Origin of the sequence: Vibrio sp. YT-18 (assembly GCF_033337345.1) — a bacterium.
GTDB lineage: Bacteria > Pseudomonadota > Gammaproteobacteria > Enterobacterales > Vibrionaceae > Vibrio > Vibrio alginolyticus.
In genome coordinates, this window is record NZ_JAWOQO010000018.1 from 34647 (window position 1) to 60381 (window position 25735).

A 25735-nucleotide genomic window follows, 5' to 3' on the forward strand; every position below is an offset into this window, starting at 1 on the left:
GAGACAATCGCATGGACAGATATTTACTCGACATCAAAGCCGATGACAAACCGGTACTGTTGGAGCGCGTTCTACGTGTGATTCGTCACCGAGGCTTCGTGATCAAACAAGTCGCTGCTACGCAAAACCACGAAAGCAAAGTAGCTAGCGTCGAGATCATCGTCGACAGCGATCGACCAATCTCGTTTTTGATCAATCAAATAGAGAAGTTGTGGGACGTTCGTAAGGTTGAGGTGCTAAAAATCCGCAACGATGAACTGCCAAATCACAACTTACAACAACACGTAAGTGCATAAGGAAGGCAACAAATGGCAACGAAAACTGCAGATTTCATTTGGTTTAATGGTGAGATGGTTCCATGGGCAGAGGCGAACGTTCACGTTCTGACTCACGCAATGCACTATGGTACATCCGTGTTTGAAGGCGTGCGCTGTTACAACACACCAAAAGGCCCAATTGTCTTCCGTCACCGTGAGCATGCACAACGTCTAAAAGATTCTGCCAAGATTTACCGCTTTCCGATCCCTTTCTCTGTAGAAGAAATCATGGAAGCGACCCGCGAAACGCTGCGCCAAAACAAACTCGACAGCGCTTACATTCGTCCATTGGGTTTTGTCGGTAATGTTGGCTTAGGCGTATGTCCACCAGTTGGCACTGAGATGGATCTAATCATTGCAGCATTTCCTTGGGGCTCTTACTTAGGCGAAGAAGCGCTAGAAAAAGGTGTCGATGCGATGATTTCAAGCTGGAATCGCGCTGCGCCAAACACCATCCCAACAGCGGCTAAAGCAGGCGGTAACTACCTATCTTCACTACTGGTTGGGGGTGAAGCGCGTCGTCACGGTTACGACGAAGGTATTGCGCTAAGCGTAGATGGTTACCTATCGGAAGGGGCTGGTGAAAACATCTTCGTTATCAAAGATGGCGTGCTCACCACACCACCAGCAACTAGCGCGATTCTACCGGGCATCACTCGTGACTCGATCATGACAATTGCTCGCGATAAAGGCTACGAAGTACGTGAAGCGAACATTGCTCGTGAAGCCCTTTACCTTGCGGATGAAGTATTCATGACCGGTACCGCAGCAGAAGTTGTGCCTGTGGCAACCATCGACAAGATTGAAGTGGGCACTGGTAAGCGCGGCCCTATCACTAAAGAACTACAAGCAGCCTACTTTGGCCTATTTGACGGCACCACGGAAGATAAGTGGGGCTGGTTAGACTATGTGTACCCAGAACAGAAGTAAGAAGGATTAGGAAATGCCAAAATATAGATCAGCTACCACCACACATGGTCGTAACATGGCGGGTGCACGAGCACTGTGGCGTGCAACGGGTGTGAAAGAAGAAGACTTCGGTAAACCAATCATCGCCGTTGTAAACTCGTTTACTCAATTTGTTCCGGGTCACGTACACCTGAAAGACATGGGCCAGCTTGTAGCGCGTGAAATCGAAAAAGCCGGCGGCATCGCAAAAGAATTCAACACCATCGCGGTTGATGATGGTATCGCAATGGGTCACGGCGGCATGCTGTACTCACTGCCTTCACGCGAACTGATCGCAGACTCTGTGGAGTACATGGTCAACGCGCACTGTGCCGATGCCATGGTATGTATCTCTAACTGTGACAAAATCACTCCGGGAATGTTGATGGCATCTATGCGCCTCAACATCCCGGTTATCTTTGTTTCTGGTGGTCCAATGGAAGCGGGTAAAACCAAGCTTTCTGATCAGATCATCAAACTAGACCTTGTAGATGCGATGATCCAAGGCGCGGACCCAAAAGTGTCTGATGAGCAAAGCGAGCAGATCGAACGCAGCGCATGTCCAACGTGTGGATCGTGTTCAGGCATGTTCACTGCAAACTCGATGAACTGTCTAACAGAAGCACTGGGTCTTTCTCAGCCGGGCAACGGTTCTATGCTGGCAACGCACGCTGACCGTGAACAACTGTTCCTTAATGCAGGCCGTCGTATCGTTGAACTGACTCGTCGTTACTACGAGCAAGATGACGAATCAGCACTGCCGCGCAACATCGCTACGTTTGATGCGTTCGAAAACGCAATGGCATTGGACATCGCAATGGGCGGTTCAACCAACACCATTCTGCACCTACTTGCCGCGGCGCAAGAAGGTGAAGTGGATTTCGATATGGAAGATATCGATCGCCTATCACGTCAAGTACCACACCTATGTAAAGTGGCACCATCTACCCAGAAATATCACATGGAAGACGTACACCGCGCAGGTGGCGTCATGGCGATTCTTGGTGAGTTAGATCGTGCAGGTCTTCTACACAATGATGCGCGCACCGTGCTTGGCCTTTCGATGAAAGAGCAGCTGGCGAAATACGACATCATCCAAACTGAAGACGAAGAAGTACTTAAGTTCTACCGCGCAGGTCCTGCGGGTATTCGTACTACTCAAGCGTTCTCACAAGATTGCCGCTGGGATCGCCTTGATGACGACCGTGCGGAAGGTTGTATTCGTACTATCGATCATGCCTTTAGCCAAGAAGGTGGCCTAGCCGTTCTATCAGGCAACATCGCATTAGATGGTTGTATCGTTAAGACTGCTGGTGTGGATGAGAGCATTCATAAATTCACTGGCCCAGCCGTAGTTTTCGAAAGCCAAGAAGACGCCGTAGAAGGCATCTTAGGCGGCAAAGTAAAAGCAGGCGACGTGGTTGTTATCCGTTACGAAGGCCCTAAAGGTGGTCCGGGCATGCAAGAAATGCTTTACCCAACCACTTATCTAAAATCGATGGGCCTTGGCAAAGAGTGTGCACTTCTAACTGACGGCCGTTTCTCTGGCGGCACATCAGGTCTTTCTATCGGCCACGCCTCTCCTGAAGCAGCAAACGGCGGTGCAATTGGTCTGGTAAAAGAAGGTGATATGATCGCAATTGATATTCCAAACCGTTCAATTTCACTCCAAGTGTCTGAACAAGAACTTGCTGAGCGCCGTGCAAAACAAGACGAACTAGGCTGGAAACCAGTTGACCGCCAACGTGAAGTTTCATTTGCACTCAAAGCGTACGCGAGTATGGCAACCAGTGCTGACAAGGGTGCAGTACGAGACAAGTCGAAGCTAGAGGGCTAGCAATGATGGAAGCTCAACCCGAAAAACAAGTGAACCAAACTGGCGCAGATTATCTGCGCCAGATCTTGCGTGCTCCTGTGTATGAAGTCGCGACTGTCACACCTTTGCAAGAGATGCCTCGCCTTGCTGCTCGTATTGGCAACAATGTGCAAATCAAGCGTGAAGATCGCCAACCCGTACACTCGTTCAAATTGCGCGGTGCATACAACATGGTGGCGAGTTTATCTGAAGCACAAAAAGCCGCTGGTGTCATTGCAGCATCGGCAGGTAACCACGCACAAGGCATGGCGCTTTCTGGTACTAAGCTTGGCATTAAGACCACTATCGTGATGCCAAAAACCACACCAGACATCAAAGTCGATGCGGTACGCAGCTTTGGTGGCAATGTGGTGCTGCACGGCAGTAACTTTGATGAGGCCAAAGCCGAGGCAGAGCGTCTATCCGAGTTAAACGGGTACACCTTTGTCCCACCGTTCGATCATCCACTGGTGATTGCTGGTCAAGGCACCATCGGCATGGAAATGCTGCAACAAAATGGTCACCTTGACTACATCTTCGTTCCTGTCGGTGGTGGCGGTTTGGCTGCGGGTGTTGCAGTACTCGTGAAGCAGCTCATGCCAGAAATCAAAGTGATTGCGGTCGAGCCAGAAGATTCTTCATGCCTCAAAGCGGCATTGGATGCAGGTGAACCAGTAGTATTAGACCAGGTCAGCATGTTTGCCGATGGCGTTGCAGTAAAACGCATTGGTGAAGAGACGTTTCGTCTATGCCAAAAGTACATTGATGGCCATATTGCAGTCTCTAGCGATGAAATCTGCGCAGCAGTAAAAGACATCTTTGAAGACACCCGTGCGATTGCAGAGCCTTCTGGCGCGCTTGCTCTGGCGGGCTTGAAGAAGTTTGCTGAACAGAACAAGCTGAAAGACAAAAACCTAGGTACGGTATTGTCTGGCGCAAACACCAACTTCCACGGTCTGCGTTATGTTTCTGAACGCTGCGAGCTTGGTGAAAAACGTGAAGGTCTGCTTGCCGTCACCATCCCTGAGCGTCAAGGTGCTTTCTTTGAGTTCTGTAATCTCATTGGCGGCCGTGCCGTGACAGAGTTTAACTACCGCTACAACGATGACTCATTGGCAAATATCTTTGTCGGTGTGCGTTTGCAAGGCGGTCAGGAAGAGCTAGAACATATCATTCGCGACTTACGTGATGGTGGCTACCCAGTGGTTGATTTGTCTGATGATGAAATGGCGAAGCTGCACGTGCGCTACATGATTGGTGGTAAGCCGTCTAAGCCGCTTAAAGAGCGCCTCTACAGCTTTGAATTCCCAGAGTATCCTGGAGCGCTACTTAAGTTCTTAAGCACACTCGGTACTCATTGGAATATCAGCTTGTTCAACTACCGTAACCACGGCGCTGACTACGGACGCGTTTTATGTGGTTTCGAGTTAGATGAAAGCGATTTAGCTCAGTTTTCTGCACATTTACGTGAACTTGGCTATCAATGCAAAGACGAGACAGACAACCCATCGTATAAGTTTTTCTTGTCATAAAACGCCACATTTTAAACATATCAATGAAAACACCTCGCTAATGCGAGGTGTTTTTTATGACTGTAACCAATCTTTATGTAGCTGATTAGGCGACCCAAGATAGTCCACCATCCACTGGATCAATTTATGATTATCATCTTTGCGCCATACTAAGCAGCAGTGACTGAGCGGTTTATCATCCGGCATGACCTTCTCCACCAGCACACCATCATTGATTAAGGGTGTTGCAATATGACGTGGCATGTAACCCACGCCCACCCCATTTTTTAAACATTCAATCGCACTATACCAATTGGGCAATAATAATCGGCGCTGTTGCGGATAATGGCCAGTATGGCGTTTTGGCAGCACGTTCGAAGTATCATCAAGACAGATCGCCGGAAATTGACTCACAAACGCTTCAGTAAGCACTTGTTGTCGAACGCAAGGATGAGCGGGTGACATTACAAATGCCCAATCTAATACGCCCATATCTTTGACTTCAAAATCTCCCCCAACGGGAACCGCAGATGTCGCGCCAACGACAATGTCGGCTCGACCTTGTGCTATGGCTTCCCAAGAACCATTGAAGACCTCCATATTGATCTGCAATTCAGCAAATTCAAACTCGCGATAGAAATCTTCCACCAAAGGTTTGAGTTTTTCTAACTTCACCACGTTATCTAAGGTCAGCTTTAACGTGCTTTTCCATCCTTGAGCCGCTCGCCGCGTTTGTGCTTTCACCTCTTCCATTTGACGCAGCAAAGAGCGCGCCTCGGCCATAAAAAGTTCACCCGCTGGAGTTAGCTCGACTTTCCTTGGTAAACGTCGAAACAGCACCACATCTAAATCTTGCTCGACCTGCCTTACTCCATAGCTGATGGCTGAGGGGACTTTATGCAATACCTCAGCCGCAGCGGTGAAACTGCCTAAACGGGCAACCGTATCCAGCATTTCCAAAGACGCTTTAGAGAACATGATTTAACCTTTCAAAAAATTTGATTGATAACCAACAATTTTAGCGTTTTATTTTCTCAAAATCGAAAAATAGAATAATAAGGTAAATAAATCAGGGTTGGCGCCAACTGATGTTGATTAAAGAATGATTAAATAATTTGACTGGTTGAATCATGAAAATCTCAAAACTACAGCTCATTTATCTGGCAGCATTATCGATGCTTGGCTTCGTTGCTACCGATATGTATCTGCCAGCATTCAAAGCGATGGAAATCGACTTTGCAACAGGCCCTGAGCAAATTGCGCTCTCTTTAACGGTATTCCTCGTTGGTATGGCGATTGGCCAACTAATGTGGGGATTGGCATCCGATAAATTTGGCCATCGTAATACACTCGCAGCCGGGTTGGTGCTATTTACTATCGCGTCATTCGGTTTGGCTTTCTGTGATCAAGTATGGCAACTACTCACACTGCGCTTTATCCAAGCTATCGGTGTGTGTGCACCAGCCGTGATCTGGCAGGCTATGGTCATTAAGCGCTACTCAAGCAGTAGCCAACAAATTTTTGCGACAATCATGCCACTCGTCGCGCTATCACCAGCACTAGCACCTCAATTAGGGGTTGTGTTGGCAGATAACTTCGGCTGGCACAGTATCTTTATTACGCTAACACTGGTTGGTGTCTTTTTGGTCTTTGCGACCATGGCACAAAAAGACGAGAAAGCAGAAATCAAACAAACCAGTATGTCTGCCGACATCAAAGCGCTGCTGAGTTCTAAAAAATACCTTGGCAACGTGTTTATGTTTGCGACGGCTTCAGCTGCATTCTTTGCTTACCTAACTGGGATGCCAGAAATCATGGCGCAACTGGGCTACGAAGCAAAAGATATTGGTTTGAGCTTTATCCCACAAACCATCGCGTTTATGGCTGGTGGCTACTTAGGTAAAGTAGGCGTTCGAAAATTTGGTGATGAAAAGGTTCTGCGCCAACTGATTGGCCTATTTAGTGTCGCGGCATTAATGATTTTCATTGCTTCACAGTGGGATCTGTCATCGATTTGGCCTATTCTTGCGCCATTCTGTTTGATTGCCGTTGCTAACGGCGCGCTGTACCCAATAGTGGTAAACCGTGCATTGGCCAGCGCACAACAGAGCCCTGCAACAGCAGCAGGTCTGCAAAACAGCCTGCAAATCTGTGTAAGTAGCTTCTCAAGTGCATTGGTAGCCGCAATGGCAAGCCAAGCTCAGATGGTTACTGGCATCGCAATCATCATCTGTATGGGTGGGCTGTGGATGGGATACATTCTGTCGAATCGCGAATTATCCAAGCACTTTACGACTCCTGACAACGCCCGAGTCGTGAGTGAAGACGAACTTTAATCGTTCAGATAATAAAAAGAGCCGCGCAATGCGGCTCTTTCTGTTTATAAGCTTTTCAACCCCCATTTCTTGGCAGTCTGCTTAAAAAAGCCTTGAGTCTTTTTCAACTCTACCCAGTGATTGATGTAATTAATCCATACTTGATCGTCTTGCGGCAACAACATAGCAATTGGGGTTGGTTTACGCGGTGCGGTCACTGGCACTATCGCCAATTGTTTAAACTTATCCACCAACGTCGCTGCTTCCACATTGGACGTCACCGATACATCGGCCCTGCGAGCTAGTAGTTCTTGGAAGTCGCGCGCTGGCGCTTCAATAACAATATGCTGAGCAGACGGGAAGAACTCTTTCACCATTTTTTCTTGTACCGTACCTAACGTCGCCGCGACTTTTACTTCTGGTTTATTAAAATCCGCCCAATCAGAGAATTTGGCGAGATCTTTCTTTTGCACCACAGGTACAAAGGCAAGGTAGAAATATGGCTGGCTATATCCAGCTACTTTCGCGCGAGACATGTTCAGAGATGCGCTGCCAGTAATATCGTATTTGTTGGCGGTAATGCCATTAACTAGCGTCTTCCAATCCGTGGGCACATACTCCACTTTTACACCGAGATCTTTAGCAAGTTCTGTTGTTACATCGATATCGAAGCCACGATAACTGTTTGTCGCGGGGTCTTTCATCGTCATCGGATTCCAATCTCCCGTCGTTCCAACTCGGAGTACGCCATTGTCTAAAATGGATTGAAGACGGCTTTCAGCGTGAGCGACTTGAGTCGCAGCAAGCAAACACATTCCTAGCACTAGTAAAATCTTTCTCATTTTTATTCCCTTAAAAATAATGACCTTATACGGTTTAATAATTAACCTTTATTAGAGCTCTACTGATAACATAGCAGCAACAAAGGAAGTTTTTTAGTTAATTCAGGGAGTAAATGTGACGTTTCGAACTATATGGCTGTTTTCACTGCTATTACTCACTGGTTGTTCAGATTATCAATGGGGCTGGTATGTACTTGACCCTTCGACGGATCAAGGACTCACCAATCTAAAGTTTTTAATCGCTGGGTTTAATGACACCATTCAGGTATCACTCCTCAGTATGTTGTTTGCGATGAGCTTGGGTCTGATCGTTGCGTTACCCGCTCTGTCGGACTCAGCCTCTCTGAAGTGGATAAACCGTATTTATGTCGAGGTGATCCGTTCAGTGCCAGTTTTAGTCTTACTACTTTGGGTGTATTACGGCATGCCTACGCTATTGGATGTCTCACTCAATCACTTTTGGGCGGGTGTTATTGCACTGACTATCGCTGAGAGCGCGTTTATGGCGGAAGTATTTCGCGGTGGAATACAAGCTATCAGCCGTGGCCAGCATGAAGCGGCTGAATCTTTGGGCTTAAGCTATTGGCAAAAGATGCGCTTGGTAATTCTTCCCCAAGCGTTTCGGCAAATTCTCCCACCACTGGGCAATCAATTTGTCTACATCCTCAAGATGAGTTCTTTAGTCAGCGTGATTGGTTTAAGCGATCTCACTCGCCGTGCTAATGAGCTGGTGGTGAATGAGTACTTACCCTTAGAGATTTATACCTTCCTCGTTTTGGAGTACTTGTTACTCATCCTATTTGTATCTCAAGCCGTTCGTTGGCTCGAAAAACGTATTGCCATTCCTAGCTACTAGCGATGAAGCCTTAGCTAGAAACAACAAAGCCGCTCTTGTTGAGCGGCTTTGACAATATAGAGACAGAGTGTAGGTAATGCTTATTTCTGTTTTACAGGACGCTGCCAGCCAGTAATTTTGCGTTCTTTGACGCGAGTAATTACTAACTCACCTTCTTCAACATCTTTTGTTAGTGTCGTGCCAGCACCGATGGTTGCGCCATCAGCGATAGTGACAGGCGCCACCAGCTGGCTATCAGAACCAACAAAAACATCATTACCGATGATGGTTTTAAACTTGTTCGCACCATCGTAGTTACAAGTGATAGTACCTGCGCCGATGTTAGTACGTTGACCGATCTCTGCATCACCTAAGTAAGTTAGGTGGTTCGCTTTTGAACCTTCTCCGATGCGCGCATTTTTCACTTCAACGAAGTTACCCACATGGGAATCGTTACGCATTTCAGCACCAGGACGAAGGCGAGTAAATGGACCAACCGTACATTCTTCACCAACCGTTGCACCTTCAATCACACTGTAAGGGCGAACGATGGTGTTGTCGTCGATTTCACAATCTTTCAGTACACAACCCGCACCGATAACCACGTTATCACCCAGTGAAACATTACCTTCGATGATAACATTCACGTCGATTTCACAGTCCATACCGCACTGTAACTCACCACGCAAATCAAAGCGTGCTGGATCGCGTAGCATGACACCTTGCTCTAGTAGCTTCTGAGCTTGCATTGACTGGAAAGCACGCTCTAGACGAGCAAGCTGTGCGCGGTCATTGACCCCTTCCACTTCAATGGCATTGACTGGGTGTACAGCCTCAACGGCACGACCTTCATCGTGTGCAGCTGCAATAACGTCAGTTAGGTAGTATTCGCCTTGTGCGTTGTTGTTGTTTAAGCCAGACAACCAACGCTTAAGATCCCCACCAGTCGCAACCATCACGCCAGTATTGATCTCTTTAATTTGTTTTTGTTCTTCTGTTGCATCTTTTTGCTCAACGATCGCCACAACAGGACCATTCTTACGGATAATACGACCGTAGCCTGTCGGGTTATCTAGAATCACTGTTAGTAGTGCAATACCGCCTGTTGGCTGTGCATCTAATAGGTTTTCAATCGTTTCAGCTGAAATCAGTGGAACATCACCGTAAAGCACCAGTACTTTTTCATCGTCTTCAAACTTCGGAGACGCTTGATCAACCGCATGACCTGTACCTAGTTGCTCCGCTTGCAGTACCCAGTTTACAGGCTCTTCTGCTAGCGTTTGCTGCATTTGATCACCACCGTGACCATATACTAAGTGGATGTTTTGTGCGCCAAGACCTGTACATGTATCAATCACATGTTTTGCCATTGGCTTCCCTGCCAAAGTGTGTAGCACTTTAGGCATGTTTGAATACATACGGGTACCTTTACCCGCAGCAAGGATCACAGCACTGAATTTCATTAATAACCTATTGACGTTCTATTTTAATTGGGCGTTATTTTAAACACCTTGGAAGGATTAGTTAATGGTGGGATGTAAATTTCCAACTAAAATTAATCAAAAAGGCGACCAATTGGCCGCCTTTTTTCATGCAACGTTGCTAATTGAGCTTAGCGACGCTTTTTTGTCAGCTCGATAACTCGTAGCTGAGCAATGGCTTTAGCCAGTTCACTGGCCGCTTGTGCGAAGTCCATGTCACCATGCTGATTCTGGATTTGCTCCTCAGCGCGGCGTTTGGCTTCTTCTGCCTTCGCTGCGTCTAGCTCTTCACCACGGATAGCTGTATCAGCTAGTACAGTCGCTGTACCAGGCTGAATCTCTACCATACCACCAGAAACATAAATAATTTCTTCGTGGCCGTGCTGTTTCACAATACGCACCATACCAGGCTTGATAGCGGTCAGCAGCGGTGTGTGACCATGGAAAATACCAAGTTCACCTTCGCTACCGGTCACCTGAAACGTTTCAACACGACCAGAGAAGATTTTCTTCTCAGCGCTTACTACGTCTAGGTGAAAGGTTATTGCTGCCATATCGCCTCCTAGTTAGCCTTATAGCTTCTTCGCATTCTCAATAGCATCGTCGATGCTACCGCAGTACATAAATGCCTGCTCAGGAATGTCGTCGTATTCACCAGCTAGTAGGCCTTTAAAGCCACGTAGAGTCTCTTTTAGAGGTACGTAAATACCAGGGTCACCTGTAAATACTTCTGCTACGTGGTAAGGCTGAGTTAGGAAACGCTCAATCTTACGTGCACGAGATACAACTTGCTTATCTTCTTCAGATAGCTCGTCCATACCTAGGATAGCAATGATATCTTTCAGCTCTTTGTAGCGCTGAAGAGTCTGCTGAACACCACGAGCAACTTCGTAGTGATCTTGACCAACGACTAGTGGATCAAGCATACGAGATGTTGAATCTAGCGGGTCGATCGCAGGGTATAGACCCATTGCAGCGATGTTACGGTTAAGTACAACCGTTGCATCCAAGTGCGCGAACGTTGTTGCTGGAGACGGGTCAGTCAAGTCATCCGCTGGTACGTATACCGCCTGTACAGACGTGATAGAACCTGATTTCGTTGACGTGATACGCTCCTGGAGTACACCCATCTCTTCTGCAAGAGTTGGCTGGTAACCTACCGCAGAAGGCATACGACCTAGTAGTGCTGATACCTCTGTACCTGCAAGTGTGTAACGGTAGATGTTATCAATGAACAGTAGTACGTCACGACCTTCGTCACGGAAACGCTCTGCCATTGTTAGACCAGTCAGTGCAACACGTAGACGGTTACCTGGTGGCTCGTTCATCTGACCGTAAACCATCGCTACTTTTGATTCTTCAGGCTTCTCAACGTTTACAACGCCCGCTTCCTGCATCTCGTAGTAGAAATCGTTACCTTCACGAGTACGCTCACCAACACCAGCAAATACTGATAGACCTGAGTGCTGTAGTGCGATGTTGTTGATAAGTTCCATCATGTTAACGGTCTTACCTACACCTGCACCACCGAATAGACCGATTTTACCACCCTTAGCGAATGGACAAATTAGGTCGATTACTTTAACGCCCGTTTCTAGAAGTGCAATTTCGTTTGATTGCTCTTCGTAGCTTGGTGCACTACGGTGGATAGAGTAAACCTCTTCCGCACCCACTTCACCACGCTCGTCAATCGCGTCACCTAGGACGTTCATGATACGACCTAGAGTTTTAGTACCTACTGGTACTGAAATTGGAGCGCCAGTGTTAACCACTTCTACTCCACGACGTAAACCATCAGAGCTACCCATTACGATACAACGAACTACGCCACCGCCTAGCTGTTGTTGAACTTCAAGAACTAGACGCTCTTTTGAGTCCGTTACGTTTAGAGCGTCATATACACTAGGTACATTGCTCTGTGGGAACTCTACGTCGACTACCGCACCGATGATCTGTACGATCTTACCTGTAGCCATCGTTAATCCTCTAAACTATTTCGTTTTACCTAAGCTTAAACCGCAGCTGCACCACCAACGATTTCTGATAGTTCTTGTGTAATCGCAGCCTGACGGGCTTTGTTGTACACAAGTTCCAAATCGTCAATCAAACTGGTTGCGTTATCCGTTGCAGCCTTCATCGCAATCATTCGAGCCGCTTGCTCACAAGCAAGGTTCTCAACCACACCTTGGTATACCTGAGACTCTACGTAACGCACTAATAGCGTATCCAGTAGAGGTTTTGGTTCAGGCTCATAGATGTAGTCCCATGAATGCTCACGCTGCATCTCTTCGCTGTCCGATTTAGGCAAAGGTAGCAATTGATCGATCGTTGGTTGCTGAACCATAGTATTTACAAACTTGTTGAATACTACATATAGACGGTCCAGTTCACCTTCATCGTATTTCTTCAGCATTACGCCAACAGAGCCGATTAGGTCTTGTAGGCTTGGATTATCTCCAAGACCAGAAACCTGTGCCGCAACTTTTGCGCCACCATGTTTAAAGAAAGCTGTTGCTTTTGAGCCAACAACGGCTAGCTCAATCTCAGCACCTTTCTCTCTCCATGCTTGCATGTCTGTAACGGCTTTTTTGAACACGTTAATATTCAAACCACCACACAGACCACGGTCTGTCGAAACGATGATGTAACCAACACGTTTAGCTTCACGCTCTTCTAGGTACGGATGACGGTACTCTAGGTTTGCGTTAGCCACATGACCGATCACTTTACGCATTGTTTCAGCGTATGGACGAGAAGCTTCCATTGCATCTTGAGAACGACGCATTTTTGAAGCTGCTACCATTTCCATCGCTTTCGTAATTTTCTGAGTGCTTTTAACACTACCGATTTTATTACGTATCTCTTTTGCGCCGGCCATCGTTACTCTCCGTTAGTTGGTGGCAGAAACTGCCACCGACCTAATTACCAAGTTTGGGTTGCTTTGAAGTCGTCAGTCAGTTTCTTCAACTGAGCTTCGATTTCATCGTTGTAAGCGCCAGACTTGTCGATCTCAGCTGCTAGTTCAGCGTATTGACCGCGAGCGTACGATAGTAGAGCCGCCTCGAAATCTAGAACTTTGTTAAGTTCTACATCATCAAGGTAACCGCGCTCTGCCGCGAAGATAGTTAGAGCTTGGTCAAATACAGACATTGGAGCGTACTGCTTCTGCTTCATTAGTTCTGTAACTTTTTGACCATGGTCTAGCTGTTTCTTCGTTGCGTCATCAAGGTCAGAAGAGAACTGAGCAAATGCCGCTAGTTCACGGTATGCAGCTAGTGCTGTACGGATACCACCTGATAGTTTCTTGATGATTTTCGTCTGAGCTGAACCACCTACACGAGATACTGAGATACCAGGGTCAACAGCAGGACGAACACCAGCGTTGAATAGCTCAGTTTGTAGGAAGATCTGACCATCGGTAATCGAGATTACGTTAGTCGGTACGAATGCTGAAACGTCACCTGCTTGAGTTTCGATGATAGGAAGAGCAGTCAAAGAACCAGTCTTACCTTTCACTTCACCGTTAGTGAAACGCTCTACGTACTCTTCGTTTACACGAGCTGCACGCTCTAGTAGACGCGAGTGTAAGTAGAATACGTCACCTGGGAATGCCTCACGGCCTGGTGGACGTTTAAGTAGTAGAGAGATCTGACGGTAAGCTACCGCTTGCTTAGATAGATCATCGTAAACAATCAGTGCGTCTTCACCGCGATCGCGGAAGTATTCACCCATCGCACAACCTGCGTAAGGCGCTAGGTATTGAAGCGCTGCAGATTCAGAAGCTGATGCAACTACAACGATAGTATTTTGTAGTGCGCCGTGCTCTTCTAGTTTGCGAACAACGTTAGCGATAGTCGATGCTTTCTGACCGATTGCTACGTAGATAGAGAAAATACCAGAGTCTTTCTGGTTGATGATCGCGTCGATCGCCAGTGCTGTTTTACCAATCTGACGGTCACCGATGATAAGCTCACGCTGACCACGACCGATTGGGATCATTGAGTCAACTGACTTATAACCAGTTTGCACAGGTTGGTCTACCGATTTACGGTCGATTACACCTGGTGCGATCACTTCTACAGGCGAAGTCATTTTCGCTTCGATTGGACCTTTACCGTCGATAGGCTCACCCAGCGTATTTACTACGCGGCCTAGCAGTTCTGGACCAACTGGCACTTCAAGAATGCGGCCAGTACCTGTAACTTTCATGCCTTCCTTAAGGTCAGCATATGGGCCCATTACAACCGCACCAACCGAGTCACGCTCAAGGTTAAGTGCCAGTGCATAACGGCCACCCGGTAATTCAATCATTTCACCTTGCATCACGTCCGCTAGGCCGTGGATGCGGATGATACCATCGCTTACCGATACGATAGTACCCTCGTTGCGAGCTTCACTAACAACTTCGAAAGATTCGATACGTTGTTTGATCAGATCGCTAATTTCCGTGGAATTAAGTTGCATGCTCCAATCCCCATTAAGACTGCAATGCATCGCTCAGGCGGTTCAAACGACCACGCGCTGAGTCATCGATGACTAGGTCTCCGGCTCGAATAATAACCCCACCAAGTAGGGTCTCATCTACACTGCAATTCAGCTTCACTTTGCGTTCAAGACGCTTTTCAAGTTTGCTGCCAATGTTTGCAAGTTGTTCATCAGAAAGCTCTGTTGCTGAAATTACTTCAACATCAATTTCTTTCTCATGTTCTTTTTTCAGAGTAAAAAACTCCGTGCAAACATCAGGAAGGGCCGCTAAACGACCATTCTCAGCCATTACCTTCAAAAGGTTTTGACCGTGCGCATCAACTTGTTCGCCGCAAACTGCAACAAAAATTTCTGCCATTTTGTCAGCAGAAACCGAACCCGTTAGTAGTTCGTTCATTTGTTCGTTTTTGGCCACTTCAGCAGCAAAAGATAACATTTGGCCCCATTGGTCCAACTGGTCTTTCTCTAAAGCAAAGTCGAAGGCTGCTTTAGCATAGGGGCGTGCGATAGTAGTCAAATCAGACATATGCGCCCCCAGACTTAAAGTTTTGCAGTAATGTTGTCGAGAATATCTTTTTGCGCATCTTTATCGATAGAACGCTCAAGGATTTTCTCAGCACCAGCTACAGCCAGAGTAGCAACTTGTTTGCGCAGCTCATCGCGTGCACGATTGCGTTCAGCTTCAAGTTCTGCTTCTGCTTGCGCTAGGATTTTCTGGCGTTCTGCCTGAGCTTCCTCGCGAGCTTCATCAAGAATTTGAGACTTACGCTTGTTCGCTTGTTCGATGATCTCAGTTGCTGTGCGCTTCGCTTCTTTCAATTGATCAGAAGCGTTGGCTTGTGCTAGATCCAAGTCTTTCGCAGCACGTTCTGCTGCTTGAAGACCATCAGCAATTTTCTTCTGACGCTCTTCGATCGCTTGCATCAATGGTGGCCATACATACTTCATGCAGAACCACACAAATAGTGCGAACGAGATTGCTTGACCTAGCAGAGTTGCGTTTATGTTCACAACAGCTACCCCTCTATTTGGACTTAGTGTTAATCAGTGACAAGCGATAATCGCCCGTCCCGAGTTAAAGGTGATTAACCTAGTTGACCAACGAATGGGTTTGCGAAAGTGAATAGTAGCGCGATTACGATACCGATCATTGGAACCGCATCAAGTAGACCCGCGATGATGAACATCTTAACTTGTAGCATAGGAGCCATTTCTGGTTGACGTGCAGCACCTTCTAGGAATTTACCACCTAGCAGTGCGAAACCAATCGCTGTACCAAGAGAAGCAAGACCGACGATAATACCTACGGCGATTGCAGAAAAGCTCAGTAAAGTTTCCATTACTATCTCCAATTTATAGTTGTTGGCTTAGTGCCCAAATAAAAAGCTTTAAAAAAATTAATGATCAGGATCTTCGTGTGCCATTGACAGGTAAACAATTGTCAACATCATGAATACGAAGGCTTGAATCGTAATAACCAAGATATGGAAGATTGCCCACGGTAGTGAACCCATCCATTGTAAGTACCATGGTAGCATTGCCGCACAAAGAATGAATACAACCTCACCCGCGAACATGTTACCGAATAGACGCATACCAAGTGATAGAGGTTTCGCTAATAGCGATACCACTTCAATTAGTAGGTTAAACGGAATCATCAGTGGGTGATTGAATGGATGTAGTGCAAGTTCTTTTGCGAATCCACCTAGACCTTTTACTTTGATGCTGTAGTAAATCATCAATGCAAAAACGCCTAGAGCCATAGCCATGGTGATATTCACATCAGCAGACGGTACAACCTTAAGGTAAGGAATACCTAGCCAATGCTCTGCTGGGTATGGTAAGAAGTCGATAGGAACTAAGTCCATCACGTTCATCAAAAATACCCAACAAAAGATAGTCAGTGCTAAAGGCGCGATCAGTGGGTTGCGTCCATGGAACGTGTCTTTGACGTTATCGGCGACAAATTCAACGATCATTTCTACAGCACACTGAAGCTTACCCGGTACACCCGCTGTTGTTCTCTTTGCTACTTTGTAAAAAATTCCGAGGAAAATTAAACCAGTAAACCAAGAAAAAAACAGGCTATCGATATGTACGTTCCAGAAACTTGTCTCCGACCCTACTAAACCCAACTTGTATAGCGATAGGTTAGAAAGGTGGTGGGCAATGTAACCGGACGATGTTAGCGCTTCACCTGGCGCAGCCATAACTCATCCTATTTTTTGTTGTTAATGAATAGCACTGGTGCACAGATATTAATACCTAGTACCAGCAAATAGGTTAGTTTGAGGGGAACAAGTTCCACCTGCATATACATGTAGGCAACATAGAACAGTGCAACCGTGATGAGAATTTTCAGTACTTCACCCGTATAGAAGGAAGCAGCGATGCGCTTGGCAGCGCGAGCTCCACTAAACATGAAAGCACACAGCGCGAATACTGCATTGGCAACAACAAAAATGCCTCCGCCAATCAGCGCTGAAAATCCCCAGTCAGGATTTATGGCTACCGCCATTCCTGCTGCCACAAAAATAACCGCGCCAGACTGGATCATTAACAATTGCCTTGCGAGCTCTCGTCCTGGTCTAGCTAACGCAGCTACCATGTATTCGTACCTCTAGTAATATCCACTTCGCACTTAACTCTCTGTGCTGGGAAATTGGCGAAAATTATACGTTCAGTTCAACGTAAAGCAATTCGATTGCATCAAAAACTTACAGTTTTGTTTACAAAACGACAACTTTCGCACAAAATTCGATTAATTAGATTAATTGACCTAAATCAATTATCTCATCTAGGCCTCAAGCTTGGCAATTAGTTGGTCCAATTTGTGAGGCTCATCAAGACTTATCGTCAATTTCGCTTTTCCGTTTGCAGAACGGGTAAGAGAAACTTTTGCATCAAGCAGCTGACTCAATTTATGCGACATTTGCTCGGCTTCGGTATCCTCTTGTTGCCCTTTTTGCTCATTTTGTGGGGCTAAGCACTTTTTTACTAACTGTTCGGTTTGGCGAACAGTCATTTGCTTCTTAGCCACTTGTTGAGCTACTTCGACTTGCTGTTCGCCTTCTAACGCTAACAGAGCTCGAGCATGACCCATTTCCAATTTTTTATCTGCAACCAGACCTTTTACATCAACTTCCAACTGATTCAGACGTAATAGGTTACTCACCGTCGTTCTTGATTTACCAATCACATCGGCCACTTGCTGATGTGTCAGCGTGAATTCATCTTGTAGACGCTCAAGCGCTTGGGCTTCCTCAATCACATTCAAGTCTTCACGTTGAATGTTTTCAATCAACGCCATGGCGATGGCGGCACGATCTTCAACTTTTTTCACCAAACACGGCACGCGTTTTAAACCCGCCTGCCTTGCAGCACGCCAGCGGCGTTCACCTGCGATGATCTCAAACTGACCACTTTCGACCTGGCGAACCACGATTGGTTGAATAATGCCTTGTGATTGAATCGAAGCCGCTAGTTCTTCTAGCGCTTCAGGCGCCATATCTTTACGCGGTTGGTATACGCCCGGCTGCAATTGACCAATCGCTAAATCGGTTAACTCACCGTCTGCCGATAATTCTTGGCTATGCGATGCAATATGCTGTTTTTCACGAGCAAACGAACTGGTCGACAATAACGCATCCAGTCCTTTTCCGAGACCACGCTTAGACATGGGATTGAATTCCTTAGGTTAGAGTTAAACTGGGATTTCTTCGCGGCGGAGCATTTCGCCCGCTAGAGCAAGATACGCTTTGGCACCTGCGGAGTACTTATCGTAGTACATTGCAGGCTTACCGTGACTTGGTGCTTCAGCCAAACGAACATTACGCGGAATGACAGTACGGTAAACTTTATTCCCAAAGTGTTTTTTAAGTTGATCGGATACTTCATTCGATAAGCGGTTGCGTGGGTCGTACATGGTACGCAATAAACCTTCGATTTTTAGGTTTTCATTCACAACAGCCGCTAACTTGCTGATTGTATCCATAAGAGCAGTTAAACCTTCTAACGCAAAGTATTCACATTGCATCGGCACCAGCACAGAGTCTGCTGCCGCCATCGCATTGATTGTAAGAAGGTTTAGAGAAGGAGGACAATCAATAAAGATGAAATCATAGTTATCGCGAACTGACGACAATGCATTTTTTAGACGCACTTCACGAGCGAAAACTTCCATCAATTTGATTTCTGCCGCGGTGACGTCTCCGTTCGCCGCGATCAAATCATACTTCCCTGTTGTTTGGGTACAAACGACTTGATCGAACGGTGTATCTTCGACCAAAAGATCGTATGCGGTGGCGTCGACCATATACTTATCCACGCCACTGGCCATCGTAGCATTGCCTTGCGGGTCGAGATCGATCACCAAAACCTTGCGCTTTGTTGCCGCCATCGAAGCCGCTAAGTTAATGCACGTTGTTGTTTTGCCGACCCCACCTTTCTGGTTGGCGATTGCTACAATTTTACCCACGATTACCTCGCTAATTTTCCTTGCGCGATAAGATTACTAGATGACGATCACCTTCCAACTCAGGAACAGCCAAAGATATGATCTCTGTCACACTGCACCATTCAGGAAGCTGATCCATTTCATCTTTAGGGTGCTGTCCTTTCAGCGCTAGAAACACCCCGTGCTCTTGTTTCGGCAAATGGTGGCACCATTCCACCATGTCTGTCATTGAAGCAAAAGCTCGACTCAAAACGCCATCAAATTTTTCTTCAGGTTGGAATTCTTCGACGCGACTTTGAATTGGTGTCACGTTTTTCAGCCCTAATGTGTGCACGACTTGCTTGATAAAACGAATGCGTTTGCCAAGACTGTCGAGCAAAAAGAAGGTTTTCTCAGGGTTCATGATTGCCAAAGGGATGCCCGGCAACCCCGGACCAGTACCAACATCAATGAAGCGCTCACCGGGCAGGTGTGCGCTTACAACGATACTATCAAGAATATGTTTCACTAACATATCAAGCGGATCACGTACCGATGTTAAATTGTACGCTTTGTTCCATTTATCGAGCAGTTCGACATAACCAACTAACTGCTCTCGTTGCTGTTCTGACACTTCCAGGTCGGTTTTCGCGATCAGTGAATCCAGCTTTGTTCGCAATGCGCTCATTATTCTTCCTCACCTTTCTTCAGCAAACCATGCTTTTTCAAGTGAACAAGTAGAATAGAAATTGCAGCAGGCGTAATACCAGAAATGCGTGATGCAATACCGATGCTCTCTGGTTTGGCCTCGCTCAGTTTAGCAACGACTTCGTTTGATAAACCTTTTACATCGCGGTAATCCAAATCAGCAGGTAACTTGGTATTTTCGTGACGCAGTGATTTTTCGATCTCTTCCTGCTGACGCTTGATGTAACCATCGTATTTCACTTGAATTTCAACTTGCTCAGCCGCTTGCTGATCTTCAAGAGCAGGAGCAAACGCTTCAAGTTGCGTCAGTTGTGAATAAGTGATCTCTGGACGACGCAGAAGATCCTCACCACTCGCTTCACGGGCCATTGGGGTTTTCAGCAGCTTGTTCAACTCATCAACACCCTCTGACTTCGGATTCATCCACGTTGCTTTCAAACGCTGACGCTCCGTTTCCATATTGTTGATTTTCTCGTTAAAGCGAGCCCAACGAACATCATCAATCAAGCCTAGCTCGCGCGCTTTTTCCGTTAAACGTAAATCGGCGTTATCTTCACGAAGTAGCAGGCGGTATTCCGCACGAGAAGTGAACATGCGGTACGGCTCTTTGGTACCCATGGTCGATAAGTCATCAATCAACACGCCCATGTAAGCTTGGTCACGACGTGGGCTCCAGCCTTCTTTGTTTTGGCTAAACAAGCTTGCGTTTAGACCGGCCATCAAGCCTTGCGCTGCGGCTTCTTCGTAGCCAGTCGTACCATTAATCTGGCCAGCAAAGAACAAACCATGGATGAACTTCGTCTCGTACGTTTGCTTCAAATCACGTGGATCGAAGAAATCGTATTCAATCGCATAACCTGGGCGAACGATGTGTGCATTTTCAAACCCTTTCATTGAGCGCACGATTTGTACTTGCACATCAAATGGCAAGCTGGTCGAGATACCATTAGGGTATAACTCGTGCGTGGTTAGGCCTTCTGGCTCAATGAAGATTTGGTGGCTGTTTTTGTCAGCGAAACGCATCACTTTGTCTTCAATAGACGGACAGTAACGCGGACCAATACCTTCAATCACACCTGCGTACATTGGACTGCGATCCAAGTTACTACGGATCACATCGTGAGTTTGTTCATTGGTGTGGGTGATGAAACATGGAATCTGACGCGGATGCTGTTCACGTTTGCCCATGAACGAGAATACAGGCGTTGGGTTATCACCATGCTGAGCTTCTAGCACTGAAAAATCAACAGTACGAGCATCAATGCGCGGTGGAGTACCTGTTTTTAAACGATCCACACGGAACGGCAGTTCACGCAGTCGATCCGCTAATGCGATCGATGGTGGATCCCCGGCACGACCACCAGACGAGCTTTCCATACCTATGTGGATCTTACCACCAAGGAAGGTACCCACGGTTAGCACAACGGCTTTCGCATGGAAGCGAAGTCCCATTTGAGTTACCACACCAACTGCGCGATCTTGTTCAACAATCAGATCATCAACTGATTGCTGGAACAACGTTAAGTTAGGCGCATTTTCTAATGCATTACGAACGTACGCTTTGTACAGAGCGCGATCGGCTTGAGCTCGAGTTGCTCGTACTGCAGGACCTTTGGAGGCATTTAGTGTACGAAACTGAATACCTGCATGGTCGATGGCTTCAGCCATCAAACCGCCCATAGCATCTACTTCTTTTACTAAGTGACCTTTACCAATACCACCGATCGCCGGATTACAAGACATCTGGCCTAATGTATCGATGTTATGGGTAAGGAGAAGCGTTTTTTGTCCTGTGCGTGCAGATGCGAGCGCGGCTTCCGTTCCTGCGTGTCCGCCACCGACAACAATGACGTCAAAGTTTTCGTGATAAAGCATGAACTGACCTCAGGTATTCAAAGGGATTTAATGGACAGATAAAGGAGCCGTATTTTACCTGCTTTATGCCAGAGAGAAAAACGTTTTCTCGTTTTATCCGTTTTAAGCTTCAAGATAAATATATATAAGATCTATATATATGATCTCTTATTAGATCTACTATTAGGATCGACCGTTTCTGTGGATAACCTAAAAATGATCAACAAGATCATGGATCTTCTTTGGATCATATCTTGTGATCATGATTGGATCAGATCGAGGATTACCTGGGATCAAAAGTGGTGGTTATACACAGGGGGTAAAATTGATCAAAGTTGTTATTGGGATAACTAAAGGAAAATCACTGGATCTTATTGTAGTTATCCACAGTCTGTTTGGTTGGTTTTTGAGCGATTAAACAAAATAATTTGGTGGGAGTTATTCACATGGGAGAAAACAGAGCCGAATTTCGACTCTGTTGAAGGGAAAGTCGTGAGTTTAAAAACGTTCGATATTCTCTTTTAACCACATCTCTGCGGCGTCTTCTGGCACATCATGGCTCAGTACATCGATTTTAAAGCAATCTGCGAGAGGGGTTGCACCAATATCCTCTAATAAATCATAAGCGTGTTGACCAGCGGCACAGAACGTATCGTAGCTAGAGTCACCAATCGCAATCACCGCAAATTTTACATCAGTCATTTTTGGCGGTGTATTTTGTAATGCTGCGATAAAAGGTTGGATATTATCAGGATACTCACCAGCTCCATGTGTAGAGGTGATCACCAACCACGTACCTTGATTTTCGATATCACTGAGGGAAGGCTGGTTGTGGATCGTTGTTTCAAATCCATTCGCGTTGAGTAGATCACTCAGGTGATCCCCTACGTATTCTGCGCCACCTAACGTGCTGCCTGTAATAATGTGGATCATACTTCTTCCTTATTGAATGCGACGGCTAAAGCTCATGGATGGCTTGCCGTACAAAAAGAAACGCGGTGTGAGTTAAGCTCAGCACCGCGCGTTCGATTATTTACTTCCCGATACAGAATGAAGAGAAGATTCGTCCCAGTAAGTCGTCAGAACTGAACTCACCGGTAATCTCATTGAGATGTTGTTGGGTGATGCGTAGCTCTTCAGCCAATATTTCACCTGCCATATAGCCTTCAAGCTGCTCCTGGCCTATTTGAAGGTGCTGTGCGGCACGTTCTAATGCATCGAGATGACGACGACGAGCCATAAACCCACCTTCACTGTTGCCAGAGAAGCCCATACACTCCTTGAGATGATCGCGCAGAGCTTCAACCCCTGCACCAGTCTTCGCTGACAAACGGATAAGGGTAGGGTTATTGACGTGGCAGATCCCCATATCTTCACCCGTTTGATCCGCTTTATTACGGATCACAGTTATACCAATGTTGTCTGGTAGGCGATCCACAAAATCTGGCCAGATATCTTTCGGATCGGTGGCATCGGTTGTCGTGCCATCCACCATGAACAACACGCGGTCTGCTTGGGCTATTTCATCCCACGCGCGTTCGATACCGATTTTCTCTACTTCATCGGAAGCATCACGCAAACCTGCTGTATCAATGATGTGTAGTGGCATGCCATCAATATGGATGTGCTCACGCAGTACATCACGCGTGGTTCCTGCGATGTCGGTTACGATTGCAGACTCTTTACCCGATAGTGCGTTCAGCAGGCTTGATTTGCCCGCATTTGGACGACCCGCAATCACGACTTTCATCCCTTCACGCATAATAGCGCCTTGGTTAGCTTCTTTGCGCACCGCATCTAGGTTGTCGATGATGGCTTGTAGGTCACCAGCCACTTTACCGTCGGCCAAAAAGTCGATCTCTTCTTCAGGGAAGTCGATGGCTGCTTCAACATAGATACGCAAATGAATCAGCGACTCAACTAAGGTATTAATACGGCCTGAAAATGCGCCCTGTAAGGATTGCAGCGCCGATTTTGCTGCTTCTTCAGAACTGGCATCAATGAGGTCTGCAATCGCTTCGGCTTGAGCGAGGTCGAGTTTATCGTTCAGAAATGCGCGTTCAGAGAACTCACCAGGGCGAGCAGCTCGAATACCATCTATACCTAGAATGCGTTTTATCAGCATATCCATCACGACAGGGCCGCCATGGCCTTGCAGCTCAAGTACGTCTTCACCGGTAAATGAGTGCGGGTTAGGGAAGTACAGTGCGATGCCCTGATCAAGCACAGTGCCATCTTCTGACTTAAACGGCAGGTACTCTGCGTAGCGGGGCTTTAGTGTTTTGCCAGTGACTTCTAACGCCACTTGGTTGGCTTTAGGGCCAGAAACTCGAATAATACCGACACCGCCACGACCAGGCGCGGTCGCTTGAGCGACAATCGTATCTGTAGTCATAATTTTGCCTTTTGAGCTGGGCTATAGGGAAGATACCTAGGGAGCCATCACAATTAATTAGCTGAATTGTAATCAGCCAAAAACAAAAAGGCGACCTTTTGGCCGCCTTTCTCAATCATTTCCTAAAAGGTTACTTGCTGTGTAAGCCTTTTTTCTCTAATCCTTTGTAGATCAGAGTTTGCTGGATAAGCGTTACGATGTTTGACACCAACCAGTACAGAACGAGACCTGATGGGAAGAACAAGAAGAAGAAGGTAAACATAACCGGCATAAAGGTCATGATCTTCTGCTGCATTGGATCCGTTACTGTTGTCGGGCTCATCTTCTGGATTAGGAACATTGACGCACCCATCAGTAGAGGCAGGATGTAGTAAGGGTCCTGCGCTGAAAGGTCATGAATCCAACCGAAGAATGGAGAGTGACGTAGCTCAACCGATTCCATTAGTGCCCAGTAAAGCGCGATGAAGATAGGCATCTGTAGGATAAGAGGTAAACAGCCACCTAGTGGGTTCACTTTCTCTTTCTTGTACAGTTCCATCATTTCTTGGCTCATGCGCTGACGGTCATCACCGATACGCTCACGCATTGCTTGCAGCTTAGGCTGTAGCATGCGCATTTTCGCCATAGACGTGTATTGCGCTTTTGTTAGTGGGTACATTGCACCACGAACGATGAAGGTCAGACAGATGATTGCCACACCCCAGTTGCCAACAAAGCTCTGGATGAATGAAAGCAACATATGAAGAGGCTTCGCAATGAACCATAACCAGCCGTAGTCCACTACTAGGTCTAGGTTAGGTGCCACTTCTGCCATTTCATCTTGCAGTTTTGGACCAACCCAAAGTGTTGCTTCAAACTTAGCCTGATCGCCTGTTGCGATAGTTTTGTTCGGCATACGAACGCCGATGTCGCCGAGGTTGCCAATTACACGAGTGTATAGGTTAGTACCTGGTTCGTTACGTGGGATCCAAGCTGCGGCAAAGTAGTGCTGAATCATTGCTGCCCAACCTTGGCCATCGGCTAGGTTAAGAGACAGGTTGCGATCCTGCATATCATCAAAGCTGTACTTCTTGTAACGCGTATCTTCTGTTGAGTATGCGCCACCACGGTAAGTAGGCATTGTGATGCTACCACCATCGTCCATTAGGTTTTGACGTAGGTGAGCGTACATACCAAATGTTGCGTTGTTGCCTGAGTTGTTCACTACATCGTATTCAACATTAAGCGCGTAGCTGCCGCGTTTAAAGATGTAAGTTTTGGTGTATTCGATGCCGTTTGCAGTGAATGTCATCGGAACGCGAAGTTCATCTTGACCGTCAGCCATTGTGAAGCTGTCTGCACTTACGTTGTAGTGAGGGCGATTTGTGCTGCTCAAGTCGATACCTTGAGGACCCACTAGACCGCTTTGAGCGATAAATTGGTGACCTTGAGCGTCTTTAAGCAGAACAAAGGAATCTGATGAATCTAACTCAGCAGAGTATTCGTTAAGGTTGGCATGTACCACATCGCCACCAACGGTGTCGATCGACAGAGTTAAAACATCAGTCGTTACTGTGATAGTTTTTGCAGAAGCTTGCTGTTGACCGGGAACTGGGTCAAGTTCATCAGCAAAAGATGGTGCAGGTAGAGTGCTGCTTGATTGAGCCTGTTCAACTGCTTGAGGTTCTGGATTCTTTGCAACTTGCCATTGTTGAAACAGCAAAAAAGAAACCAGGGCCAAACCGATGAGCAGGATATTACGTTGAGAATCCATC

At 46.6% G+C, this 25735-nt stretch carries 25 protein-coding genes; 6 read left to right on the top strand and 19 right to left on the bottom strand.

Translation table 11 applies throughout. The annotated features are described in order from the left end of the window. Positions 1 to 11 precede the first annotated feature (11 nt). From ilvM to ilvA, 4 genes are read left to right on the top strand one after another with little or no spacing between them, the layout of a single operon-like run. Positions 12 to 296, top strand: coding sequence for an acetolactate synthase 2 small subunit (gene ilvM, locus R7M72_RS19730; RefSeq protein WP_005378958.1), 285 nt, complete (start codon positions 12 to 14; stop codon positions 294 to 296). Positions 297 to 308: 12 nt separating this feature from the next. Further along, positions 309 to 1247, top strand: a complete 939-nt coding sequence (gene ilvE / locus R7M72_RS19735; protein WP_318056298.1) for a branched-chain-amino-acid transaminase — start codon at positions 309 to 311, stop codon at positions 1245 to 1247. A 13-nt stretch (positions 1248 to 1260) separates the two neighbouring features. Continuing rightward, positions 1261 to 3102: a dihydroxy-acid dehydratase gene (gene ilvD, locus R7M72_RS19740; protein WP_005383859.1), complete on the top strand. Its 1842-nt coding sequence runs from the start codon at positions 1261 to 1263 to the stop codon at positions 3100 to 3102. 2 nt (positions 3103 to 3104) lie between these two features. Next, complete coding sequence (ilvA, locus tag R7M72_RS19745) at positions 3105 to 4652, top strand: threonine ammonia-lyase, biosynthetic (protein WP_054579444.1); 1548 nt, start codon at positions 3105 to 3107, stop codon at positions 4650 to 4652. A gap of 54 nt (positions 4653 to 4706) precedes the next feature. Here ilvA and punR read toward each other — a convergent pair whose 3' ends face one another. Further along, complete coding sequence (gene punR / locus R7M72_RS19750) at positions 4707 to 5609, bottom strand: DNA-binding transcriptional activator PunR (protein ID WP_005378948.1); 903 nt, start codon at positions 5607 to 5609, stop codon at positions 4707 to 4709. Between the two features lie 152 nt (positions 5610 to 5761). Between punR and punC the strand changes: the two genes are divergently transcribed. After that, positions 5762 to 6967, top strand: coding sequence for a purine nucleoside transporter PunC (punC, locus tag R7M72_RS19755; RefSeq protein WP_054579443.1), 1206 nt, complete (start codon positions 5762 to 5764; stop codon positions 6965 to 6967). Between the two features lie 44 nt (positions 6968 to 7011). Here the strand turns inward: punC and R7M72_RS19760 are convergent, their stop codons facing one another. Further along, entirely contained in the window at positions 7012 to 7788 is a 777-nt protein-coding gene (locus R7M72_RS19760) for a transporter substrate-binding domain-containing protein (RefSeq protein ID WP_005378944.1), read from the bottom strand. Positions 7789 to 7903: 115 nt separating this feature from the next. Here R7M72_RS19760 and R7M72_RS19765 point away from each other — a divergent pair, with 115 nt between their 5' ends. Further along, positions 7904 to 8644: an amino acid ABC transporter permease gene (locus tag R7M72_RS19765; RefSeq protein WP_005378941.1), complete on the top strand. Its 741-nt coding sequence runs from the start codon at positions 7904 to 7906 to the stop codon at positions 8642 to 8644. A gap of 80 nt (positions 8645 to 8724) precedes the next feature. On the opposite strand, the gene glmU is transcribed toward R7M72_RS19765, so the two are convergent. From glmU to yidC, 17 genes are all read right to left on the bottom strand, one after another. Continuing rightward, positions 8725 to 10086 carry a bifunctional UDP-N-acetylglucosamine diphosphorylase/glucosamine-1-phosphate N-acetyltransferase GlmU gene (gene glmU, locus R7M72_RS19770; RefSeq protein WP_005378938.1) on the bottom strand — a complete coding sequence of 454 codons (1362 nt, stop codon included), beginning with the start codon at positions 10084 to 10086 and terminating at the stop codon, positions 8725 to 8727. 149 nt (positions 10087 to 10235) lie between these two features. Continuing rightward, entirely contained in the window at positions 10236 to 10658 is a 423-nt protein-coding gene (locus tag R7M72_RS19775; RefSeq protein ID WP_005378937.1) for a F0F1 ATP synthase subunit epsilon, read from the bottom strand. An 18-nt stretch (positions 10659 to 10676) separates the two neighbouring features. Beyond that, positions 10677 to 12080, bottom strand: a complete 1404-nt coding sequence (atpD, locus tag R7M72_RS19780; RefSeq protein ID WP_005383849.1) for a F0F1 ATP synthase subunit beta — start codon at positions 12078 to 12080, stop codon at positions 10677 to 10679. A gap of 35 nt (positions 12081 to 12115) precedes the next feature. Further along, positions 12116 to 12982 (bottom strand): F0F1 ATP synthase subunit gamma, encoded by an 867-nt coding sequence (atpG, locus tag R7M72_RS19785; RefSeq protein WP_005378932.1) that lies wholly within the window; start codon positions 12980 to 12982, stop codon positions 12116 to 12118. A 44-nt stretch (positions 12983 to 13026) separates the two neighbouring features. Beyond that, positions 13027 to 14568: a F0F1 ATP synthase subunit alpha gene (gene atpA, locus R7M72_RS19790; RefSeq protein ID WP_005378931.1), complete on the bottom strand. Its 1542-nt coding sequence runs from the start codon at positions 14566 to 14568 to the stop codon at positions 13027 to 13029. A 13-nt stretch (positions 14569 to 14581) separates the two neighbouring features. Beyond that, a complete protein-coding gene (gene atpH / locus R7M72_RS19795; protein ID WP_017635596.1) occupies positions 14582 to 15115 on the bottom strand; it encodes a F0F1 ATP synthase subunit delta in 534 nt (177 codons plus the stop codon). Between the two features lie 14 nt (positions 15116 to 15129). Next, complete coding sequence (atpF, locus tag R7M72_RS19800; RefSeq protein WP_005378929.1) at positions 15130 to 15600, bottom strand: F0F1 ATP synthase subunit B; 471 nt, start codon at positions 15598 to 15600, stop codon at positions 15130 to 15132. A gap of 74 nt (positions 15601 to 15674) precedes the next feature. Continuing rightward, the gene (atpE, locus tag R7M72_RS19805; protein WP_002540812.1) at positions 15675 to 15929 is read right to left on the bottom strand and encodes a F0F1 ATP synthase subunit C; all 255 of its coding nucleotides are present in this window, start codon (positions 15927 to 15929) and stop codon (positions 15675 to 15677) included. A gap of 57 nt (positions 15930 to 15986) precedes the next feature. Continuing rightward, complete coding sequence (atpB, locus tag R7M72_RS19810; RefSeq protein ID WP_005378922.1) at positions 15987 to 16799, bottom strand: F0F1 ATP synthase subunit A; 813 nt, start codon at positions 16797 to 16799, stop codon at positions 15987 to 15989. A gap of 8 nt (positions 16800 to 16807) precedes the next feature. Then, positions 16808 to 17197 carry a F0F1 ATP synthase subunit I gene (locus tag R7M72_RS19815; RefSeq protein ID WP_005378921.1) on the bottom strand — a complete coding sequence of 130 codons (390 nt, stop codon included), beginning with the start codon at positions 17195 to 17197 and terminating at the stop codon, positions 16808 to 16810. 189 nt (positions 17198 to 17386) lie between these two features. Continuing rightward, the gene (locus tag R7M72_RS19820) at positions 17387 to 18268 is read right to left on the bottom strand and encodes a ParB/RepB/Spo0J family partition protein (RefSeq protein WP_017821562.1); all 882 of its coding nucleotides are present in this window, start codon (positions 18266 to 18268) and stop codon (positions 17387 to 17389) included. Between the two features lie 24 nt (positions 18269 to 18292). Beyond that, a complete protein-coding gene (locus R7M72_RS19825; protein WP_005383838.1) occupies positions 18293 to 19066 on the bottom strand; it encodes a ParA family protein in 774 nt (257 codons plus the stop codon). A 10-nt stretch (positions 19067 to 19076) separates the two neighbouring features. Then, the gene (gene rsmG / locus R7M72_RS19830) at positions 19077 to 19712 is read right to left on the bottom strand and encodes a 16S rRNA (guanine(527)-N(7))-methyltransferase RsmG (protein WP_005378902.1); all 636 of its coding nucleotides are present in this window, start codon (positions 19710 to 19712) and stop codon (positions 19077 to 19079) included. Continuing rightward, a complete protein-coding gene (gene mnmG, locus R7M72_RS19835; RefSeq protein WP_315956725.1) occupies positions 19712 to 21607 on the bottom strand; it encodes a tRNA uridine-5-carboxymethylaminomethyl(34) synthesis enzyme MnmG in 1896 nt (631 codons plus the stop codon). Before mnmG ends, rsmG begins: the two co-directional genes overlap by 1 nt. 477 nt (positions 21608 to 22084) lie before the next feature. Then, complete coding sequence (gene mioC / locus R7M72_RS19840; protein ID WP_315956726.1) at positions 22085 to 22519, bottom strand: FMN-binding protein MioC; 435 nt, start codon at positions 22517 to 22519, stop codon at positions 22085 to 22087. Between the two features lie 100 nt (positions 22520 to 22619). Next, positions 22620 to 23981 carry a tRNA uridine-5-carboxymethylaminomethyl(34) synthesis GTPase MnmE gene (gene mnmE, locus R7M72_RS19845; RefSeq protein ID WP_005383836.1) on the bottom strand — a complete coding sequence of 454 codons (1362 nt, stop codon included), beginning with the start codon at positions 23979 to 23981 and terminating at the stop codon, positions 22620 to 22622. A 130-nt stretch (positions 23982 to 24111) separates the two neighbouring features. Next, complete coding sequence (gene yidC, locus R7M72_RS19850; protein ID WP_005383834.1) at positions 24112 to 25734, bottom strand: membrane protein insertase YidC; 1623 nt, start codon at positions 25732 to 25734, stop codon at positions 24112 to 24114. Position 25735 lies beyond the last annotated feature (1 nt).

Excerpts from the sequence above, each read along its gene's own strand:
- ilvM (WP_005378958.1), top strand. The coding sequence starts at position 12 with ATGGACAGATATTTACTCGACATCAAAGCCGATGACAAACCGGTACTG.
- atpA (WP_005378931.1), bottom strand. The coding sequence starts at position 14,568 with ATGCAACTTAATTCCACGGAAATTAGCGATCTGATCAAACAACGTATC.
- ilvE (WP_318056298.1), top strand. The coding sequence starts at position 309 with ATGGCAACGAAAACTGCAGATTTCATTTGGTTTAATGGTGAGATGGTT.
- atpH (WP_017635596.1), bottom strand. The coding sequence starts at position 15,115 with ATGTCTGATTTGACTACTATCGCACGCCCCTATGCTAAAGCAGCCTTC.
- rsmG (WP_005378902.1), bottom strand. The coding sequence starts at position 19,712 with ATGAGCGCATTGCGAACAAAGCTGGATTCACTGATCGCGAAAACCGAC.
- R7M72_RS19775 (WP_005378937.1), bottom strand. The coding sequence starts at position 10,658 with ATGGCAGCAATAACCTTTCACCTAGACGTAGTAAGCGCTGAGAAGAAA.
- atpG (WP_005378932.1), bottom strand. The coding sequence starts at position 12,982 with ATGGCCGGCGCAAAAGAGATACGTAATAAAATCGGTAGTGTTAAAAGC.
- R7M72_RS19760 (WP_005378944.1), bottom strand. The coding sequence starts at position 7,788 with ATGAGAAAGATTTTACTAGTGCTAGGAATGTGTTTGCTTGCTGCGACT.
- atpB (WP_005378922.1), bottom strand. The coding sequence starts at position 16,799 with ATGGCTGCGCCAGGTGAAGCGCTAACATCGTCCGGTTACATTGCCCAC.
- punR (WP_005378948.1), bottom strand. The coding sequence starts at position 5,609 with ATGTTCTCTAAAGCGTCTTTGGAAATGCTGGATACGGTTGCCCGTTTA.
- glmU (WP_005378938.1), bottom strand. The coding sequence starts at position 10,086 with ATGAAATTCAGTGCTGTGATCCTTGCTGCGGGTAAAGGTACCCGTATG.
- mioC (WP_315956726.1), bottom strand. The coding sequence starts at position 22,519 with ATGATCCACATTATTACAGGCAGCACGTTAGGTGGCGCAGAATACGTA.
- ilvA (WP_054579444.1), top strand. The coding sequence starts at position 3,105 with ATGATGGAAGCTCAACCCGAAAAACAAGTGAACCAAACTGGCGCAGAT.
- punC (WP_054579443.1), top strand. The coding sequence starts at position 5,762 with ATGAAAATCTCAAAACTACAGCTCATTTATCTGGCAGCATTATCGATG.
- R7M72_RS19820 (WP_017821562.1), bottom strand. The coding sequence starts at position 18,268 with ATGTCTAAGCGTGGTCTCGGAAAAGGACTGGATGCGTTATTGTCGACC.
- R7M72_RS19815 (WP_005378921.1), bottom strand. The coding sequence starts at position 17,197 with ATGGTAGCTGCGTTAGCTAGACCAGGACGAGAGCTCGCAAGGCAATTG.
- atpD (WP_005383849.1), bottom strand. The coding sequence starts at position 12,080 with ATGGCTACAGGTAAGATCGTACAGATCATCGGTGCGGTAGTCGACGTA.
- atpE (WP_002540812.1), bottom strand. The coding sequence starts at position 15,929 with ATGGAAACTTTACTGAGCTTTTCTGCAATCGCCGTAGGTATTATCGTC.
- yidC (WP_005383834.1), bottom strand. The coding sequence starts at position 25,734 with ATGGATTCTCAACGTAATATCCTGCTCATCGGTTTGGCCCTGGTTTCT.
- mnmE (WP_005383836.1), bottom strand. The coding sequence starts at position 23,981 with ATGACTACAGATACGATTGTCGCTCAAGCGACCGCGCCTGGTCGTGGC.
- ilvD (WP_005383859.1), top strand. The coding sequence starts at position 1,261 with ATGCCAAAATATAGATCAGCTACCACCACACATGGTCGTAACATGGCG.
- mnmG (WP_315956725.1), bottom strand. The coding sequence starts at position 21,607 with ATGCTTTATCACGAAAACTTTGACGTCATTGTTGTCGGTGGCGGACAC.